Genomic DNA, 17,694 nt, shown 5'->3' with positions numbered 1-17,694 from the left:
AGCAGGCTGAAGCGGCCATCTTCCAGTACATCAACGGCTTCTACAATCCGCGCCGACGGCACTCAGCACTGGGCTGTCGCATTCGAACGGAAGGGGCTTAAACGAGCACTTGGGGCGGCACGAAACCAGGACAGGTCCAGTTTGAGGATGGGACGGTGTGGAACACCGCTGAGATCGCAGCACAGCTTATTGCTGAAAAACGTCTTCATTTTGGTTCCTTCGTCGATAGCGTTCGCCGATAGCTTGACGTCTAAACCCCAAATAAATTGTAAACGTAGATGGACCATTTAGTTCGAATTAAGAATATACAATTTGAATTGTTTACCTCGAATTAAATTCCACTGGCTTAGGCATAGCCTGTGTTCTCTAACTCAGCCAAGCGGGCCCTTCAAAATGCTTAAAAAAGTACAAAATCTCAGCATCTCGCAAAAACTGCTACTGCCAATTCTTACAGCGGTTTTTCTTTTTGACGCGCTTTATACTGTATTCTGGATGAACAGATATGCCAATGAAATGAATGCATCTTTCGAAACTGAACTGGTTTTGTCGAAAACTTTTGCAACAGCTCCGCTGGCGTCGGCAGTTTGGGATTACGAAGAACATCTTGCCGAACAAACCCTGGCTGGATTTGACCAGATGGAGTTCTTTGCCTTCGCCCGGGTTTTATCCGACGGAAATGCATTTGTTGAACGTCTTAAGGGTGAAAATCCGAAAGATGAATGGGAAAGCGGGCTAAGTGCACTGGCTGAGGCGGAGGAGGGTACCGACCGCCTGACCATTGGTGATTATGTCTACACCAAAACCCAGTTGAGGACCGAAGACGATCGCATGGTAGGCGAACTTCTGGTTATTTTTGATCAGACTACGATCAAAGCTGAAATTTTGCTTTCGTACATACAGGCTGCTGTGATTGGCATTGCGGTTTTCGTCGGGATCGGTGGATTGGTTTACCTGATCGCACGATCGGTCACAAAGCCGCTGAACCAAATCGTGCAGGATATTACACGGATACGTGACGGCGATCTTGAATTTTCGATCGAAAGCGCGCGTCGTAATGATGAACTGGGCAGTCTGGGTCGCTCGTTAGAGATATTCCGGGAAAACATCATCGAAAAAGGGCGTCTTCAAAAGCAGGAAGAGGCCGCGAAAAAAGAGCGCGAGGAAACCGAGCGGCGTTTGGCTGAAGAGGAAAAGGCACGTCAACAGGCCGCAATTGAACACGAGCGTGAGACACAGCGCATGAAAGAGCTGGAAGAAGCAGCTTTGGCAGCAGAGCGTCAGGCAGCCGAAGAAGAAAGAAGAGAGCGACTGGCGGAACAGACATTTGTTGTCAACGAACTGGCGAAAGGGCTGAACAAACTTGCGCAGGGTAATCTTCGTGCATGCATAAACGTGCAATTTGCTGATGCGTATGAAAATCTGCGAAACGACTATAACAATGCCGTTCAAACACTTGATAATATTATTAGTTCTATTTCTGATAGTGCTGATAAAATCACACGAAATGCAGGTGAAATATCGGCGGCGGCCAGCGATCTGTCACATCGGACTGAAGCGAGTGCTGCGACCCTAGAAGAAACAGCAAGTGCTTTGGATGAGCTGACTTCATCTGTTCAATCGGCTTCAAATGGCGCCTATGATGCGAACTCTTTGGTTCAAAATACAATTCTTGAGGCTGAAAAGGGCAATGAGATTGTTGGTCAAACGATCAACGCAATGGACAAGATCGAAAAATCGTCTACCGAAATTGCAAAGATTATCAGTGTGATTGATGACATTGCTTTCCAGACCAACCTTTTGGCCTTAAATGCGGGTGTTGAGGCGGCACGCGCAGGCGATGCTGGCCGTGGTTTTGCAGTTGTCGCATCCGAAGTTCGCGCTTTGGCGCAGCGTTCTTCCGATGCTGCCAGAGAAATCAATCAGTTGATCTCATCCAGCGGAAGCCAAGTTCAGAATGGAGTGGAACTGGTAGGGCAAGCAGGTACGGCACTTCAAACGATTGTCAGCGCGATCCGGAAAATATCAAAGAATGTGTCAAATATTGCGACCTCGTCAAAAGAACAGTCGACAGGTATTGCAGAGATAAACACAGCAATGAACCAGCTTGACCAAACGACACAAAGAAATGTCGCCATGTTCGAAGAAACGACCGCGGCAAGTCATGCACTGAACTCAGAGGCCGAAAGACTGTCCGTTCTTATTTCTAGATTTGGTGGAGAGGGTGGTGATTATAGGGGTACAAATCAAGGACCTGTCAAAACTGAAAGACTTGTAGGTTAATATTTAATTAACATAATACCAATTATGCGAAAATATTCCTATATAATTATGTGGTGTTAATGTCCCTTAAAAATGGGACTCCTATTTTGAGACTCAATTTGTAGCTCGAGAGCGATCAAGCTGCTTACGTCGGCAGCGCAAGTCTGGCGATATTGAGGATGTGTCTTTCCAAGCGATTGTAGGAATAATGACGGGACATTAGTTCTCGGATCCGATGTAGTGGCGTCGCGCCGTTCTCAAAACCAAACACATTGGATGCGTCCTCCAGAATACTGATGGCGATAGCCAGCGCTTTGCGGCGCTCGACTAGATGACAGACATGAAATGGATGCTGAAGATGGCGTGTCGCGAAGCCAAGCTTTGTTATCGATGGAAAATAAGTGCTGTTGAACATGTCGATGGGACGCAGATGATTGGGGCTCTCAGCCTGCAGCAACAAGTCGAGCAAGGCAGAGAACTCTGAGAGGATACGCTGCCCTTTTGAACGCCCTGCCCGCCCTTTGACGACATTAAGAAAGAACTGCTCATACTTTGCGATCATGTTCCAGGCCGTGTGCAGAACTGAATCTGCATTCCAATCATGTGCATGTGTGTCGGCAACAAAATCATACCCCAGACGCCCATCGAGCGGCGTATGGCAATGTGGGCAGATCAGTGCCATCTGATCCCGATATAGGGCGTAATCTGGGCTTGGCACAAAATGGTAGCATGTCTGGCAGCGCCCAATTAGTGGTCGCTGGTGAAGCTGACATATGGTGCTGCTGGCTAGCGACCATTCGAGACGCAAAAAGTGATGTCCACCTTCCGCTCTATCCTCTATCAAGCAAAGTGGACACCAGCCAAACTGCAGCTGTTCGTTCGATGTTTCTTCCTTTGTCTCAGGGTTCTTGCCTGCGGCAGTCTGTGCCACAGATCGTGCGCCGATAGATGGAAATTGGGCCTTCAGCGTCATTCCACTCAAGTCGCTCTTAGAAATGCGCAGAGACTCCGAAAGTTTCTTAAGAGCTTCGAGGTCCAATTGAACCGTCAGCCTATCGACGGGATGAGTTGCACTTGACGTGCCACCCTGCCCCCGAACGCCGAAGCAATGCTCCAAAAGCCGATTGGCCGATACCCCATAAACGCTTGCCGAACGGTGCAGAAACGATTTGAGACATTCGCCCTTAATTGGTGCGACCGTGACTGGGAGTGATCGTTCAAGCATATTCTGCGCGTGAGAAATAGTCCCGCCAGAGTTCGTAGGTGATCCGTTCTTCAGCGCTATAGATGGCAAATGCACCCAATCGGGTCAGCACATCCAGCATGTTGCGCGCAGTCCCACCTGTGCGGCGCACGAGTGCTTTGCGCAAACCGTGATCGTCGCACAGATCAGACGTTCGACGGAGCGGACACCAGTGTTGAAAAGCCTCTAAGAACCGCGTGAGTGCAGGATCGGAAGCCTTGAACGGCATGACTTCGATCAATTGCGTGCGATCTGCTAGCTGCGAGTCGTTCATGACGATCGGCCGCAACTCGGGTGGGCCAATCAGCGCAACTTGCATTCCGTATCGCGATGTAGCGGTTCTCACCAGATTCAAAACCGGGCCTTGATGCGACTTTGAAAGACAACTCAACGCTTGCATGTCTTTCAGGATCAGCATGCGGGTTCCAATTCGATCAAGCAGTTTCAGCCATCCCGTGGTATCGGGCGAGGAGCCACCAATGTGATGATGGGGCGCGCCGGTGAATTCACAGACCTCTGCACCTATCTCACGCAAGCTGCCCTTCGATGGAATATGTGCGACGACGATTGAACGTCCGGCTATGCGCTGATCGTTGGCGGGGCAAGCAGGAAAGGCGGATACTAACCGACCAACCATAGATCGAGCGCCCATTCCATTTGGAGCTAACAAGAAACTGATTGGTTTCAGTGGCCAAGCCACATGCGTCACCACTGCCTCGTGGAGCCATTTTTCAACCTGATCCATTGGCTCAATTGGAATATACGGTAACTCACGCAGGTAGGCCACGCGTTCAGACACCCCCTGCCCCGCAACTACCCGCGAACGCGGTGACAGATGCTCAAAGGTCATCGCCCTGCCCCCCAGAGCGCATCAAGTTCAGAGCATTTGGTCTCAGCGCCCCGGTTGAAGATGTACGGACACCCTGATCAGATTTTCTTTGGATACGTTTGCGGCGCTTCGCGTTACCCACAATTTCGTCGCGGAGTTGGTAGTGCCGCAGTAAATCTGCGTCGGACCATCGGTTCGTATTGGTGTCCGTCCAATCACGCAGCAGTGCGTGCTCTGTAAATGAGATTGCCCTGTGAAATCGCTTTTCGCAGGGAACGCTGTCAAACGAGCCGTTGTTACCTTCCACGTAGACCTGACGCACGTCGTCTGGATCATACTTGAAGCGCACTGATTGAACGCCACAGTCGCGCATCTTTTGGAGCGCTTTTGATCGATAGTAGAGGTGATTGAATCTCAAGCCATATTTGGCGATCTTTCGAGTCTCAGAAGGCAAAAAATGACGGTCAAAGGTTTCCATATTCTTGGGCAAGCGTGGTTGCTCTCCCACTTGTTTCCAATATCGCTGCCAACGCCGAAGCGGCGGTTCTCCTAAGCTGCTATGGTCTTCCTTATGATACACATCACATATGTAGCTGGCGAGAAGCCGACGTAGATCATCAAGTGACAGACACGCCTGCTTTCTTGGGTCTCGTGATCCTCGATCTACAACATTTGAACCGGTCGTTCCTGGCAGGCTGTGAAACAAAGAATTGCCAGTACGCATGAAACGTTCGATATGCCCGCCCCATTCAGGACGACGCACTGGACGTCTTAGATGTTCAATCCCGAAATTGGCTAGGCCATTGGTAAAAGCGTTAGATGTCAAATCACCGCCATTGTCTGTATGAACGGCCTCAGGAATGCCAAAGACGGGCCAATGGCCCCGCAGATGCAACGCCTTCAATAGGTGCGATTTTGGACGTACCGCCAAGGAAAACGCCCGCATCAGTGTCTTCGCACTCGGAGGCTCAAATCCTATCAGGAAACCACAGATGACGCGGCTGTAAACGTCGATGCAGTATGTCAGCGTTGGGCGTCCAAGCACTTCGACAACCTCGGGATCGACTGCCATTGCATCAAGACGGGTATGGTCAATCTGCATGACGGCAAGCGGACGTTCCGCAGTATAGTGTTTGTGTATGATTTCGAAGCGTTCCCGCGCAGCGCGTGCGCCTTCCCGCTTTTTGACGACGTCACGCGGCGCGATTTCATTCAGCCGTGCAATAACTGCCTTGCGCGCAACCGGGGAAAGTCCGCGTTTTTGAAATTCTACGTGCACACGGCGGATCAGCTCACCCATGCTTTGCCGTTCTCGTGTCAGAAAGTAGTGCACGATGCAGTACTCCAAAGCGTCTTCATGATCATCGGTAAGAAACCGGCTGAGTGGCTTCCTCCCCCGCTTTTTCGGAACAAGCGCCGAGGCAGACTGGGTGCGTTTCAGATCCGCCACGTATCGAAACAGTGTTGAACGGGAGCAGTTCAGTTCTCGACAAAGGTCCCGTTGCGCCGACCCAGTCAAGGGTTCTCCGCGTACGTATCTCCAGAGCGCGCCAGAGATCTTCGTTGCACGAGCAAGTTCATGTTCAGAAATGGGGTCCAGGATCATGCCAATTTCCTCCTTTGGCAAAACTCCCCTGCCCGCCAAAACAAGCGGCAGTTGACTTTTGGAAGCATTGTGAGATGATCATCCGGAACGGGAACCAACCGCTATCTGATCATCAGATGGGAAGCCTATGTTGACGCATAGGCTTTTTCTTTTGTCGCTAGGACATTTGAACATCCTCCCTTCCCTGGTAGCGCTCGGGAAAGAGTTCGCTGGCACTCTTTCCAAGCTTGTCAGCTATCGCCTGTTCAATGCGTCTGGATCGCCGATCGCCCTTGAAAACGATTGATACGGTTGCGGGGGCCACTTCTTGCTCCGCCGCTATCTGTTTAAATGTGACTCCCCGCTTGGAGAGTTCAGCCCTTATTTCCTCTTTCAGCACCGTGCCACCTCGCCGATTAGACTACTTCAATAGTCACAATTAAGGCGCTGATAATGCAACAATTTATTTCAATACTACACACCTTGCAAAAGAGCTATTTTATAAACGCAACTGATTTCAGTCCAGTCGATCTGTGTGCAATGGCAAGGCCGGCTTAAGCATCAGATTTTCCTAAGTTTCTCAAGATGTGTAGAATGCAGGCGCACGATCTGTACTTTACACAAATCATGGAAATGACGGTAAGATGAAGATGTACCGTGAAAATACGTTCAGTCAGTTGCGGAACCAATGACGCTCGTCGACTGTAACAACGTCCGAATCCTACATGAAGACCGGACCATCAGGGCTGCTTTGATGCGTTCCCGCCCTACCAGCTTGTTGGATTTTCGAGACAGGGCGTTACTTTCGGTCTGTTACGAGGCCGCCTGTCCGATAGAGAAATTGCTTGCCGTGTCGATCGGCGACAACGGCACCATCGTTGCGGCAAAGATAGGCGGTTCGGCCAGGAAGTTAACTTGTCGGAATGTCGTACATGTCGACGGCAAACCGCATATCCTATTTGAATCGTCTGCTAAGCGCCTCTTCGTGTGGCTTAAGAAGTTGCGTGCATCTGGCTGTCTTTTCGGAGCAGACGCCAAAATGTTTCCTGCGTTGCACTCAAACCGCTACGATGTGTTTGATCGATGTATTGGTAGAACAACAGCGGCAGCTATTTTCGATAAGTACTTCTCAGATACTGGAATAAAAGCGCTTGGATTCTCGGGGCTTAGGCGTGCCGGTATCGCCCGCCAGTTGGCATGGGGATTGCATCCTAAAGCAGTGTTCGCCTTGTCAGGCTACGGTCACATCCGCTCGATATATGGGATTGCAGACGAGTATGATCTGCAAATCAAAACCGACGAAGGTAATCCATTCCAAGAGATTTCACCACACTCCTACGTCCTAAATGCGCAGGGTTTTTCGACACGAATCGCGAGTAGGTTGATGTAAAATCAGACATCGAACGGCGGGAAGCGGTCATTTGTTGCGCCCGCGAACCAAAACACGCAAATACCAAAAAGAGGACAACACTGGTTATGCTGGCCGAATGTTGAGCAACGCTCAAGAAAAACTCGATCAATCAAATCTCAAAAAAGCCCTTGACTACTCCTGGATTCGGTCGAGCATCCTCTTTGCCATATGGGGCAACATCCACTCCCGTAAGCCGGTGAGTCTAGCAACGTGGCAATTGCGGAGACGTTTGCCGCTGCCACAGGGACAAGCTACATGACCTTTGACGTTTTCTCGGGCGAGCAATTTCAAATGAGATATCACCTGTCGCCGATCCACAGCAATGCCCAGCAATTCGCTAAATCCTTCGAGCACACCGAGGCTGCCATGAGAGCGATCGCCAAAAGGCCATTCACCAGTTGCTTCATACCAACATTGGCTTAGAAAGTAGTCGTGAAGTGGGCCCGTTAGAAATGAGGAAGCAGATCGATCCGGCGATTTGAATAACCACTCTTCCCAAACGCCCAAGCAACAGTTCTCGTTATCCTCAAAAACGTGCCTGTCAGCGATTTTCGGTATTCGGCCGCCAGTTTCAAAGACTACGGGCTCTTGCCATGGGAAGTCCGGTGGAATCGCAGCCTGAATTTGGTAAGCGTCGAAAGGACCATCTGGGGTCTGCTCCGGTAGAGGGCAGGATCGTACGTTAGCGTCCGCATCAACTCTCGCAGATTGATGTAAGCGACGACTCCGAGCCTATTTTCATATCTCTGAACCAGCGAGAAATATAGGCGTCTGTGCCACTGGAAGCTGCAAAAGCATCGCCGCGTCTGACTATTCCCTTTGAGCCGGAGGCTTGGCTTGCAGATCGGAAGACGCGCCTTGTTGATGGCATGAAGCGTCTCGCCAAAGCCGCCCGCACCGGTGCGATCCCAGGCGGATCAATCGAAAACGGTGTTCTCAAAGTGGACCGGTTGACGGCGGCAACACCAGAGAACGCCCAAGAGTTGGTTCTCGATCTGTACAGCCGCCAGCCTCCAGTGCGGATTACGGACCTGTTGCAGGAGGCGGACGATGATGTCGGGTTCACCGACAGCTTTACACATCTGCGTACTGGCGCGCCATGTAAGGATCGCATTGGTCTTCTGAATGTTCTCCTGGCCGAAGGCGTGAATCTCGGGCTGAGCAAGATGGCCGAAGCCACCAGCTCTCATGATTACTTCCAGCTGTCCCGCCTCTCGCGCTGGCATGTTGAAAGCGATGCCATCAATAAAGCCTTGGCAATGGTCATTGCAGCACAATCAAAACTGCCCATGGCACGGTACTGGGGCGGCGGCGTTACTGCATCGAGCGATGGGCAGTTTTTCCCAGCGGCCCGTCACGGCGAAGCGATGAACCTGATCAATGCAAAATATGGAAACGAACCGGGTTTGAAGGCCTATACCCATGTCTCCGACCAGTTTGGACCGTTTGCTACCCAGAACATTCCGGCTACCGTCAATGAAGCACCCTATATCCTCGACGGGTTGCTGATGAACGAGACGGGTCGTCGGATAAAGGAACAGTACGCCGATACCTGAGGCTTCACCGATCACGTGTTTGCCGTAACTGCATTGCTTTCCTATCGCTTCATTCCCCGCATCCGAGACCTGCCATCAAAGCGGCTCTACCACTTTGATCCAGCGTCAGCACTGCAGGAATTGCGCGGGTTGATTGGTGGCAAGATCAGGGAAAAACTGATCATCAAAAACTGGCCCGATATCTTGCGCTCCGTTGCCACAATGGCAGCAGGCGTCATGCCGCCCAGCCAACTCCTGCGAAAGTTTGCATCATATCCGCGTCAACATGAACTCGCGCTCGCTCTACGCGAGACCGGCAAAATTGAACGGACGTTGTTCATCATCGACTGGTTGCTCGATGCCGATATGCAGCGTCGCGCCCAGATCGGCCTCAACAAAGGTGAAGCGCATCACGCCTTGAAAAACGCTTTGCGCATTGGCCGTCAGGGTGAAATCCGCGACCGGACCGCCGAAGGCCAGCACTATCGCATGGCTGGACTGAACCTACTAGCTGCGATCATCATCTACTGGAATACCAAGCACCTGGGACATGCCGTAGCCGCGCGAAATCGCGCGGGCCTGGACTGCTTACCAGAGCTTCTGTCACACATCTCACCTCTCGGATGGGCACATATTTTGCTCACGGGCGAATACAGGTGGAAAATGCGATGACAATCGACGCTAACGTACGATCCTGCCCCCTACCGGATCAGACCCCTTCTATAGTGTGATCTAGACGAGTATTTTGGGTTAGCATTACGATGAAACAGGCACACTTCAGTTCCAATAAAGGGGGCGAGTTGACGGAAGCTTGCTTGGTGTATCACCATCGGTCCGTTGTTCTACCTTGATTACAAGACTTTTGAAAGACGCGCTGCGACAAGTGGCGCGAATTTAAAACCTGCACCGTTGTCCGACGTGACGATGTACACGTTACGCTCCCTCACAAACTCAGACGCGCAGTTTAGACGCGTCCAATGATTAAATGCGACACGCGAATCAAAAAGTTCGACAAAAGCGGAGTAGTGTTTAACGTAAGCTTCGATAATCTTTGTACCGATTTCCGTCGGGCTGGAAGGTGCGGTTGGGTCGGCAACCTCGTGGCTCAGTGTACCGCAGCCGAGCTTTCCAGGCTGGCCCGCAAGCGGCGGCATACCCCACATGTCACCATGTCCAAGTGATGCCCAAGCAGGCAACGCTCCGGACGATGCAGAAAACAGACGGTGTTCCGCGTACAGCACGTAGCAGCGTACGGCGCGCGGCGCAAGGTCGCGAGCTACTGCACTGAAATCTGAATTGCTCCCTACCCCACCGTTCCTGTTGTAGCCCCTTGATGGCGAACAGATTCACACGGCATTTGAACAGCGCAGCCATCAGTCCATGCGTTTTGCGTCGGACGGCAATGGAAGATGCGCGGTATGGTCTGTCCATGGATGTAATGTTGCCGGGATTGCGGCGCGCCGGGAACGCAGCACTGACGAATAAGTCGATCGGTGCATTGCGATGCCCATCAGCCTTCATCAACATGTTCGCAAAGGCGAAAGCAAAGTCATGGAACTCGCGCTTATTCTTTGCCTTTGATCGTTCCGAAAGACCTCTTTGCAGTGCGTGTTCCAACTGAACTGTGCCATTCCAAGCCACCTGTACCCGCTGGTTGTCTTTGATTTCAAGCACTGTAGTGCCGGACATATCCGGAAGGCCGAGTTGGCTGGCATAGACTGAGCCGCAAGCACTGCAAGTAAGCGATACGATGCGGCCATCAAATGCAAATGCCGGTCCAGCTTCCCGACTGTTGCAAGCTAGGCAATGCGTGGTAAGTGGCCTTCGGTGGACCGTGCAAAAGGTCCTTGTGATCAGCCGCCACGACAGACGAAGAAACTGATCATGTCCATCAAGCTGGTCTCTGAGAAGGCACCTTGGACACCATGCCAACTTCGGCTCCGCGCCAAAGTGATCGCGGCCGTCTATGTTGCACCCCCCTGCCCGCCTGAGCCACTTTGTGTGGATACCAGGCTCCGCACCCTGCAAAGTCATCATCGCCAATCGGCGTTTTTGCGGGTCGAGTGCAGCATTTAGCTGTCCCAGAAAAGGCCCGTCTGCCAGCGCATCCAGATCGGTTGGGATGTTCATGTACTGATCCGAGGATGCGGGCGAAAGCACCGTTCTCAGATATGTGCGGACATCCATTGGCTGTATGGATGCTGCACGATTTATGAACGACGATAGGCTTTCAAGTGCGTATGGCGTCACCCGCATCAGCCCAGGTCTCGGTCGCGGAACGCAACCCACGTTTCCATATCCAAACGCTCACTGCCGGAGGCGACTGCAAAAATGCCAAGACCGATCAATTCCCGCATGACTTCGCGGCAGACGCCATGGGTCTTCCAGACGATGGCCTTACGCAACTTTGGATCACTCGACAGCGCACGGCCTTTTTGAACCGGGCACCATTGCTCAAAGCCCTCAAGAAACTCTATGAAATCATCATCATGGGGCGCCCATGCCCGATACTGTAGATGTATGGATCGTCCAAGCGTTTACTCGTCATCCATTGCCCACCGCCAGATCTGTGGAGCGCCGCTGAGAACGACACGGATATCGTATTTCGAAATCAGATGATGAACGAAGTTCTGGTAAGCGACCATCTGATGTTTCTTGAAATTATAGGTCTGGTGGAAGTCCTCAAGAATGACCACTCTGGTGTTCAATGCGCCAAGCAGATGAAGTGTCTTCTGGAACGAAACCTGTCTTACCATCGGGCCATAGCCAGGGATCGCAAGAGACGCACGGAGTTCGTCGCAGTAGTCAATGATCTCTCCGCTTGGATGAATATGTTCATTAATGACTGGCGCCGAAAGAAGGCCGGTTTCTCCATGCGCCGCCAGCGGGAACTGTCCTGAAAACTCTGCGAGAAGACTGGATAACCCCATTCCTGCCGGACCTGTAAGGAAGACCAGCTTTTCGTCGCTAGGTGTGGGAGCAATCACCATGTCCTTGAGGTGATCTTTGAATGCTCGACGGGCGCTTGTCTCGAAAATCGCGCCAGCCTTGATGAAGTCCAGACGTTCCGGAACAGACGCCTGCGACATGTCCGCGAAGCGTTGCGTAGAGCGACGACTCATTGCTCACCGCCCCTGTTGAAGGCGCTGGCTCTGCGATGAAGATTCCGAATATCTACCCCGGCGCAAAACGACCGATCAAAGGGTTTCTGCGTTGCTCGACGCGGTTTGGCGGCCTCTGCCAGAATCTGCTTCTTGAAGTTGTGGGCCGTTGCCGGGTCTGGCGTTTGAAGGTTCTGATTGAGACGTTCTTTGCGGCGTCTGATTAGCTCTTTCCATTCGTGATGGGCAAGTGGGTAGCGTGGATAATGCTCGGCTCTTGCACCATAATAGATGCGATCATCCGCAGAAAAATGGACAGTTCGAATGTCGGTCGGGTCATATTTGACGGTCACTTTCCGCACACCGCAGTTCTTCATTTTTTGAAGATGTTCGGAGCGATAGAACATCCCAAAGAGTTCCAAACCTTCGCGTTGGATGCCCAAGATCTTGAACGGCAAGAAGTCGAGGCGAAAACGATCAGGTTCTTGAGGTAGTCGTGGCAATAAGCCCTGTTCATGCCAATTTGCAGTCCAAGCGTTCATCGGTGTCGTTTGGATTCGACGATTGCTCCTATGAACGTGCTGCTGCAGGATGAACAGGGTGATGAGTTTCTCAACCTGCAACAGTGTCAGCTGGGCGCGCTGTTCTGAATTGTATGTTCCCTTTTGCTGTACGTTGGAGAAAGTGGTTCCAGGCAGTGTATGGACGAATTTTTGGATCGTACCGATGAACCGCTCGACATGCCCGCCGAGATGAGGCTGGGCGACGGGCCGGAAGACATGTTCGACACCGTATAGAGCAAGTCAACGATTGAATGCTTTCGATTTCAGATCGCTTCCGTTGTCGCTGCTGATAACAAGTGGAAGCCCATGGGCAGGCCATTCCAAGTCAATGCCCATCTGGCGGAGATAGTCAGCCTTTGGAAATACGGCCCTCTGAAACGCCATCATCAGATTTACCGCCGATGGTGCGTCCATAGATAGGTAGATGCCGGTCGGCATTCGCGTAGCAATATCAAGAAGTACGGTGAGATAAGGGCGACCGATTGGATCTTTAGAGATTTGATCGACAACGATGATGTCCAACAGCGTGTGGTCGATCTGAACAACCGCCAACGAGTCCTTTACTTCGTAGCGGCCTCGAATGATCTGGAACGCTTGCCTTGCTGCCGTACTTCCGACGCGTTTTCGTTTGAGGTACCGATCCTGGATGGTTTCGATCCGTCGCTGAATGGTAGACTTGCTGACCTTGTGAAGCCCCCTGCCCTCTAGTTCGGTGTTAATGGAACCCAGAACGCCGCCGACCGATGATCCATTCCGTACCAGGAATTCTTTGCGAAGCACCTGTTGGATTACTTGCTCATGATGCTCGCTGAGCATGATACTCATCGGCTTGCGGCCAGGTTTTGACCGACGCAGAACACTTGCCCGATCATCCGTTCTCGCTAGTGCTAACCATCGATATGCGGTGGATTTTGAGCAGCGGTGATCACGGCAAAAGTCTCGCAATGCCCCGCGGGTGTTGAAACCTGTCTGTAAAAATGGTGCGAGCGCCGCCCGTAGGTCAAAGGCTCGCTGTCACTCTCGTTCTTCACAGGTCTGTATTTTTTGGGTCATGATCGTCTCCTGATGGCAAGGCACGACAAGGGGGCTCGAAAAATCGAGTGTCAGCCTTGACTTTGCGTTTGAGTTGGAGATGATCTTGTTGACGACGAGAAAACCGTCACAAGACCATCTGAAAGCCTATGTGTTACAGCACATGGGCTTTCGTCATTTTAGTGCGTCCTCATAGCATTCCTTCCATGTTCTGATATCGTTCGGGCCAAATGCTGGATGGCACCGTGCCAAGTCGTTCCGCGATGATCAGTTTAATCCGCCTTGATCGCCGCGCACCACGCGCGACATCGGTAACGGCTGTGTGCGACACGCCGACATCGCGAGAAATGGATCGCAAAGATATGCCTGCTTTGTGCAGGTCGCGTTTCAATTTAGTGTAGGCATCCGTCATTGGAACAGCTTTCAAGATTGTGGCGGTATTGAAAGCTGCCATTCAAATCGAGTCAAGTATCTGATTTTATGACAAATTTATAGATTTGTAATTGTCGTTATTCTGAAAAGAGGGCCAATTTCTCGCTATTCTTGCCAGTGCGCACTGTGTTTGTCGTCACAATGGAGTATACCCTTATGGTGCGCCGTGATGTTACATCCCGTAGTGTCACAAATAAGTGGCGCGACGGCATTTGTGACAGTATGTTCCAGATAACCACCCTATTGTTACGGAACAAGAAATGCCTCGCATCGGATATGCCCGCGTCAGTACATCGGGCCAGGACCTCGAAATTCAAATTGAGAAGTTGAAAGCTTGCGGGTGTGAAATCATCCGCTCCGAAACGGGTTCCGGCGCATCGCGCGATGGCAGAACTAAACTTGAAACGATCATGGAGTTCCTGAGAGAAGGTGACGAGCTGGTCGTACATCGTCTTGATCGCCTAGGTCGATCTACCCGCGATGTCCTCAACTTGGTTCACGATCTTGATTCCAAAGGCGCATCGTTGCGCATCCTAGAACCGGAAGTGACGACCGCTGGTGACTTGGGGCGGCTTGTCGTGACCGTTCTTGGCATGGTCGCGGACATGGAATTGAAGTTCATACGGGATCGACAACGTGCCGGCATTGATGCCGCAAGAGATAGAGGTGCCTATAAAGGTAGGAAGAAACAAGTCGACGATGATGAAATTCGGCGACTTGCCAAAGCTGGCCGACCAAAGGCCCAAGATAGCAAGAGATCTTGGTGTTTCCAGAATGACGGTTTATCGGGCGCTGGACCCACGCATAGCGCGCCTGACCACAGACATTCCTACCGCCGAAGCACAGGCCCTGATAGCCGAGCTACAACGCACCGTAGAGGACGACGGGTAGCCTGGCCGGTCAGCCTTTACTTCCACGATGCCTGCTCTCAGCTCTTCGTTTGCCTCGGATGTAATCCTCATCGCGATAGCCAAGCAATGTTTGCGTGCCATCCGGTGCTTCCCGCACAATCTCTCCATCTTCGCGTCGGAAGATAAGATGTAGTCCCGCCTTTTGCCGTGCGCGCACGCAGTGAAGAACTCGCTGCACATGCTCTATTAATGATGCGGCTTTGCGGCAGCGAGAACTGCCGTTCCCTCGAAAGCGTCACACCATCAAACCCTGGGATCAAACACCTAGCTTATTGCGGCCCACTCGTCGGGCATTGGCGTTTGCCCCACGCTGAAACCGCCCTGACCGTCGGGGTGCAGAATGACTGCCTCGCCCTCTGCCAAGCTGACCCCGGCAACGGTCGCGATGTTAGAGCGGTGGGCGATTACGATGCGATTGGTGCCATCGGTCGGGCCGTTTACCAACAGGCCCCGTAGGTAAGCGACCCGGTCCGCTCGCCCGGCATCGTCCGACAACAGGCCCAGAAGTTCCATCCGTTCCTCGACCCGGCCAAAAGCAATTTCGGCCATATCGCGGCAGCGCGCGAATGGGGAGGCGAGAACCTCACCGACCGGTATGCCCTTGGCGCGGAAGGCAGCTCCAATCACTTCCGACTGGCTGACCCCTTCTGCCGACAGCAGGCGTTGGCGGTCGCGCGGCCATTCGATGCGGTCGATGCCGGACCACGTTGTTGCGCCATGGCGAAAATAGATCACCTGACCGCCCGCGCGTAGCCTGTCCAGTGTGTCGGCGCGTGCCGTCCCCGCGACCGGTAAGGCAACAACACTGGCAAGGCCGAGCAGAGCTGTACGCCGTGAGAGTGTTCTGTTGAGCATCATGCAATTCCTTTCACTCGGCAGGGCTGACAAAATGGCGAACCACGGGACCATCGGCGCGCGTATCGAAGGCGTGCAGACGGGTTTGGATATCCGCGTCGTCCTGCGTCACACGCTGGTGCTGCTCCAGATGCTCGGACCAACTGGGCAGATGGAAGGTTTCGATCCACAGGCCCGGCGCCTCCACGCTTTCGTGCACGAACCATTGGGTTGCCCCGTCGCGCAGGCGCTCCTTGGAAAACAGATGCAGCGTCGCAAGGAATTCCGCCGTCTGATCCGCGCGCACCTGATACTCTACCGTGACCATCGCCCGCTTGTCCGCACTTTGCCCTCCGGCCAGCACAGGGGCGGCGGGCCAGAGCGCCGATGGCGTCAGGTCGGATGTTTCCGCCTGCCCCACGGTAAACCCCCGCGTGACCACGATGCCAAGCGCCAGCCCAACGGCCGCGACGATCAGGGCGACCGAAACGGAAGTGGCCGTCGCAACCTGCCCCCAGATCACCGAGCCAAGCGCCATGGAGCCGAAGAACACCATCAGAAACACGGCCAGCCCGCGCGCGCGCACCCAGTTGGGCAGCGCCATCTGCGCCGAGACGTTGAACGAGGTCAGGACTGTGATCCACGACACCCCCCCGACAAAGGCCGCCAGCATCAGCGCGAGCGGCGCCGCCGAGACCGCCATGATCAGCAGCGCGCCAATGGTGCCGAACGTGCCCACCCGCACGGCAATGTCCGAACTCAGCCGTTTTTGCAGGCGTGGCAACAGCAATGCGCCGGTGACGGCGCCGCCGCCGATCAGCGCCATCAGCGTACCATAGAGCTGCGATCCACCGCCCTCGGCCTGCCGCGCGATCAGGGGCAACAGCGACCAATAGGCCGACGCAAAGACAAAGAACGCGCCCGCGCGGATCGCCGTGGCCCGCAACGCCTCGTTGTTGCGCACGTGGCGCAATCCGGTCGCCATGTCGCCCAGGATCGGGCCATGGTACTGGGTGCCCGTCGCCACTGCGGGTTTCCACAGCAGAAGTGCTACGATGATCACGACATGGCTGGCTGCATTCAGCGCAAAGGGCGCGGCCAGACCGACGCTTGCGATCAGAATGCCCGCCACCGCAGGCCCAATGGCGCGGCTGATGTTGATGCCCATGGAATTCAGCGCAATCGCCGGTTTCAGCTTCTCGCGCGGGATCAGTTGCGGCACAATGGCCTGCCACGCGGGCGCCATGAAGGCCGCCCCCGTACCGATGGCCAACGTGAACAGGATCAGCAAAAGCGGCGTCATCGCCTCCAGCCAGACCAGCACGGCCAGCACCGAGATGACGAAGAACAGGATCACATTGATCGTGATCAGCATCCGCCGTTTGTCCAGCCGATCCGCCAACGCGCCAGCGTAGAGCGCGAACAAAAACACCGGCAGCGTTGTCGCCGCCTGCACCAATGTGACGACGGCGGGGCTGGGGCTGAGTGTTGTCATCAGCCAGCCTGCCCCGACATCGTGCATCCAGGTGCCGATATTCGAGATCAGTGTTGCCGTCCAAAGGAGCGCAAAGGCCTTATGACCGAAGGGCGAAAAGGCCCCCGGTGCGGGCGTAGCGGCGGCAGGCGCAGGGGTGCTACCACTGGATGACATCGGCCGTCTCCTCGCGACGTTTCTGGGCATAGCCACGCACAAAGGGGCAAAGTGGTACAATCCGCTGACCTGATGCGCGGGCATCGGCGAACAACCGTTCGGCCAGCGCACCGGCAACACCCATGCCGCGCATGCTGTCGGGCACGCCGGTGTGATCGGCGATGATCAGCGCGTCAGAGACCTTGGAGAGGGTCAGCTCGCCCTCCCCCTCAACACCGTCGATGATGGCGGCATAGCGTGCCTTTGTGTCGGTATCCGTGCGGGTAATGATGATATCGGCCATGGTGTTTCCTTTCAGGTATATCTGC

The 17,694-nt window shown here is 53.5% G+C and carries 17 protein-coding genes and 3 pseudogenes; 4 read left to right on the top strand and 16 right to left on the bottom strand.

Annotated elements, in window-relative coordinates:
* Positions 1 to 393: 393 nt before the first annotated feature.
* Positions 394 to 2,280 (top strand): methyl-accepting chemotaxis protein, encoded by a 1,887-nt coding sequence (locus tag H7848_RS10880; protein WP_208351185.1) that lies wholly within the window; start codon positions 394 to 396, stop codon positions 2,278 to 2,280.
* Between the two features lie 124 nt (positions 2,281 to 2,404).
* Here H7848_RS10880 and H7848_RS19850 read toward each other — a convergent pair whose 3' ends face one another.
* From H7848_RS19850 to H7848_RS10860, 5 genes and pseudogenes are all read right to left on the bottom strand, one after another.
* Positions 2,405 to 2,941 carry a hypothetical protein gene (locus tag H7848_RS19850; protein ID WP_237072698.1) on the bottom strand — a complete coding sequence of 179 codons (537 nt, stop codon included), beginning with the start codon at positions 2,939 to 2,941 and terminating at the stop codon, positions 2,405 to 2,407.
* A gap of 78 nt (positions 2,942 to 3,019) precedes the next feature.
* Positions 3,020 to 3,484: pseudogene (locus H7848_RS20320) on the bottom strand (TniQ family protein); the annotation flags it as partial.
* Positions 3,477 to 4,301: a TniB family NTP-binding protein gene (locus H7848_RS10870; RefSeq protein ID WP_208351181.1), complete on the bottom strand. Its 825-nt coding sequence runs from the start codon at positions 4,299 to 4,301 to the stop codon at positions 3,477 to 3,479. The gene H7848_RS10870 and the pseudogene H7848_RS20320, both read right to left, overlap by 8 nt.
* A 40-nt stretch (positions 4,302 to 4,341) precedes the next feature.
* Positions 4,342 to 5,937 (bottom strand): Mu transposase C-terminal domain-containing protein, encoded by a 1,596-nt coding sequence (locus tag H7848_RS10865; protein ID WP_208351177.1) that lies wholly within the window; start codon positions 5,935 to 5,937, stop codon positions 4,342 to 4,344.
* A 157-nt stretch (positions 5,938 to 6,094) separates the two neighbouring features.
* On the bottom strand, positions 6,095 to 6,316 hold the full coding sequence (locus H7848_RS10860) for a helix-turn-helix domain-containing protein (RefSeq protein WP_336512086.1): 222 nt from the start codon (positions 6,314 to 6,316) through the stop codon (positions 6,095 to 6,097).
* A gap of 354 nt (positions 6,317 to 6,670) precedes the next feature.
* Between H7848_RS10860 and H7848_RS10855 the strand changes: the two genes are divergently transcribed.
* Together H7848_RS10855 and H7848_RS10850 are read left to right on the top strand one after the other, a co-directional pair.
* Positions 6,671 to 7,306: a hypothetical protein gene (locus tag H7848_RS10855; protein WP_208351168.1), complete on the top strand. Its 636-nt coding sequence runs from the start codon at positions 6,671 to 6,673 to the stop codon at positions 7,304 to 7,306.
* Positions 7,307 to 8,094: 788 nt separating this feature from the next.
* Positions 8,095 to 9,534: pseudogene (locus H7848_RS10850) on the top strand (Tn3 family transposase); the annotation flags it as partial.
* 179 nt (positions 9,535 to 9,713) lie between these two features.
* On the opposite strand, the gene H7848_RS10845 reads toward H7848_RS10850, so the two are convergent.
* The 7 genes from H7848_RS10845 to H7848_RS20315 form a co-directional block, all read right to left on the bottom strand.
* Entirely contained in the window at positions 9,714 to 10,025 is a 312-nt protein-coding gene (locus tag H7848_RS10845; protein ID WP_208351167.1) for a hypothetical protein, read from the bottom strand.
* A gap of 1 nt (position 10,026) precedes the next feature.
* Positions 10,027 to 11,118 (bottom strand): TniQ family protein, encoded by a 1,092-nt coding sequence (locus H7848_RS10840; RefSeq protein ID WP_208351166.1) that lies wholly within the window; start codon positions 11,116 to 11,118, stop codon positions 10,027 to 10,029.
* Positions 11,118 to 11,267, bottom strand: a complete 150-nt coding sequence (locus H7848_RS10835) for a hypothetical protein (RefSeq protein ID WP_208351157.1) — start codon at positions 11,265 to 11,267, stop codon at positions 11,118 to 11,120. The genes H7848_RS10840 and H7848_RS10835 overlap by 1 nt, the downstream gene beginning before the upstream one ends.
* A 132-nt stretch (positions 11,268 to 11,399) precedes the next feature.
* Positions 11,400 to 11,984 (bottom strand): TniB family NTP-binding protein, encoded by a 585-nt coding sequence (locus H7848_RS10830; RefSeq protein ID WP_208351156.1) that lies wholly within the window; start codon positions 11,982 to 11,984, stop codon positions 11,400 to 11,402.
* Positions 11,981 to 12,586: a Mu transposase C-terminal domain-containing protein gene (locus H7848_RS10825; RefSeq protein ID WP_208351150.1), complete on the bottom strand. Its 606-nt coding sequence runs from the start codon at positions 12,584 to 12,586 to the stop codon at positions 11,981 to 11,983. Before H7848_RS10825 ends, H7848_RS10830 begins: the two co-directional genes overlap by 4 nt.
* Before the next feature lie 180 nt (positions 12,587 to 12,766).
* A complete protein-coding gene (locus tag H7848_RS10820) occupies positions 12,767 to 13,351 on the bottom strand; it encodes a hypothetical protein (protein ID WP_208351143.1) in 585 nt (194 codons plus the stop codon).
* 397 nt (positions 13,352 to 13,748) lie between these two features.
* Positions 13,749 to 13,970 carry a helix-turn-helix domain-containing protein gene (locus H7848_RS20315; protein WP_419555506.1) on the bottom strand — a complete coding sequence of 74 codons (222 nt, stop codon included), beginning with the start codon at positions 13,968 to 13,970 and terminating at the stop codon, positions 13,749 to 13,751.
* Between the two features lie 280 nt (positions 13,971 to 14,250).
* On the opposite strand from H7848_RS20315, the pseudogene H7848_RS19845 reads away from it, so the two are divergent.
* A pseudogene (locus H7848_RS19845) lies at positions 14,251 to 14,601 on the top strand (recombinase family protein); the annotation flags it as partial.
* On the opposite strand, the gene H7848_RS19840 reads toward H7848_RS19845, so the two are convergent.
* From H7848_RS19840 to H7848_RS10795, 4 genes are all read right to left on the bottom strand, one after another.
* Positions 14,524 to 14,736 (bottom strand): hypothetical protein, encoded by a 213-nt coding sequence (locus H7848_RS19840; RefSeq protein WP_237072702.1) that lies wholly within the window; start codon positions 14,734 to 14,736, stop codon positions 14,524 to 14,526. The pseudogene H7848_RS19845 and the gene H7848_RS19840 overlap by 78 nt on opposite strands.
* A 429-nt stretch (positions 14,737 to 15,165) precedes the next feature.
* Entirely contained in the window at positions 15,166 to 15,756 is a 591-nt protein-coding gene (locus H7848_RS10805) for a histidine phosphatase family protein (protein ID WP_237072697.1), read from the bottom strand.
* A 13-nt stretch (positions 15,757 to 15,769) separates the two neighbouring features.
* Complete coding sequence (locus H7848_RS10800; protein ID WP_208351137.1) at positions 15,770 to 17,386, bottom strand: MFS transporter; 1,617 nt, start codon at positions 17,384 to 17,386, stop codon at positions 15,770 to 15,772.
* Positions 17,370 to 17,669: a GNAT family N-acetyltransferase gene (locus H7848_RS10795; protein WP_208351135.1), complete on the bottom strand. Its 300-nt coding sequence runs from the start codon at positions 17,667 to 17,669 to the stop codon at positions 17,370 to 17,372. The genes H7848_RS10800 and H7848_RS10795 overlap by 17 nt, the downstream gene beginning before the upstream one ends.
* Positions 17,670 to 17,694: the final 25 nt, after the last annotated feature.

It is taken from the genome of Pseudaestuariivita rosea, assembly GCF_017592335.1.
Taxonomy (GTDB): domain Bacteria; phylum Pseudomonadota; class Alphaproteobacteria; order Rhodobacterales; family Rhodobacteraceae; genus Parasulfitobacter; species Parasulfitobacter rosea.
The sequence above is the reverse complement of the archived record's forward strand: the minus strand, read 5'-3'. Positions and strand labels throughout refer to the sequence as shown.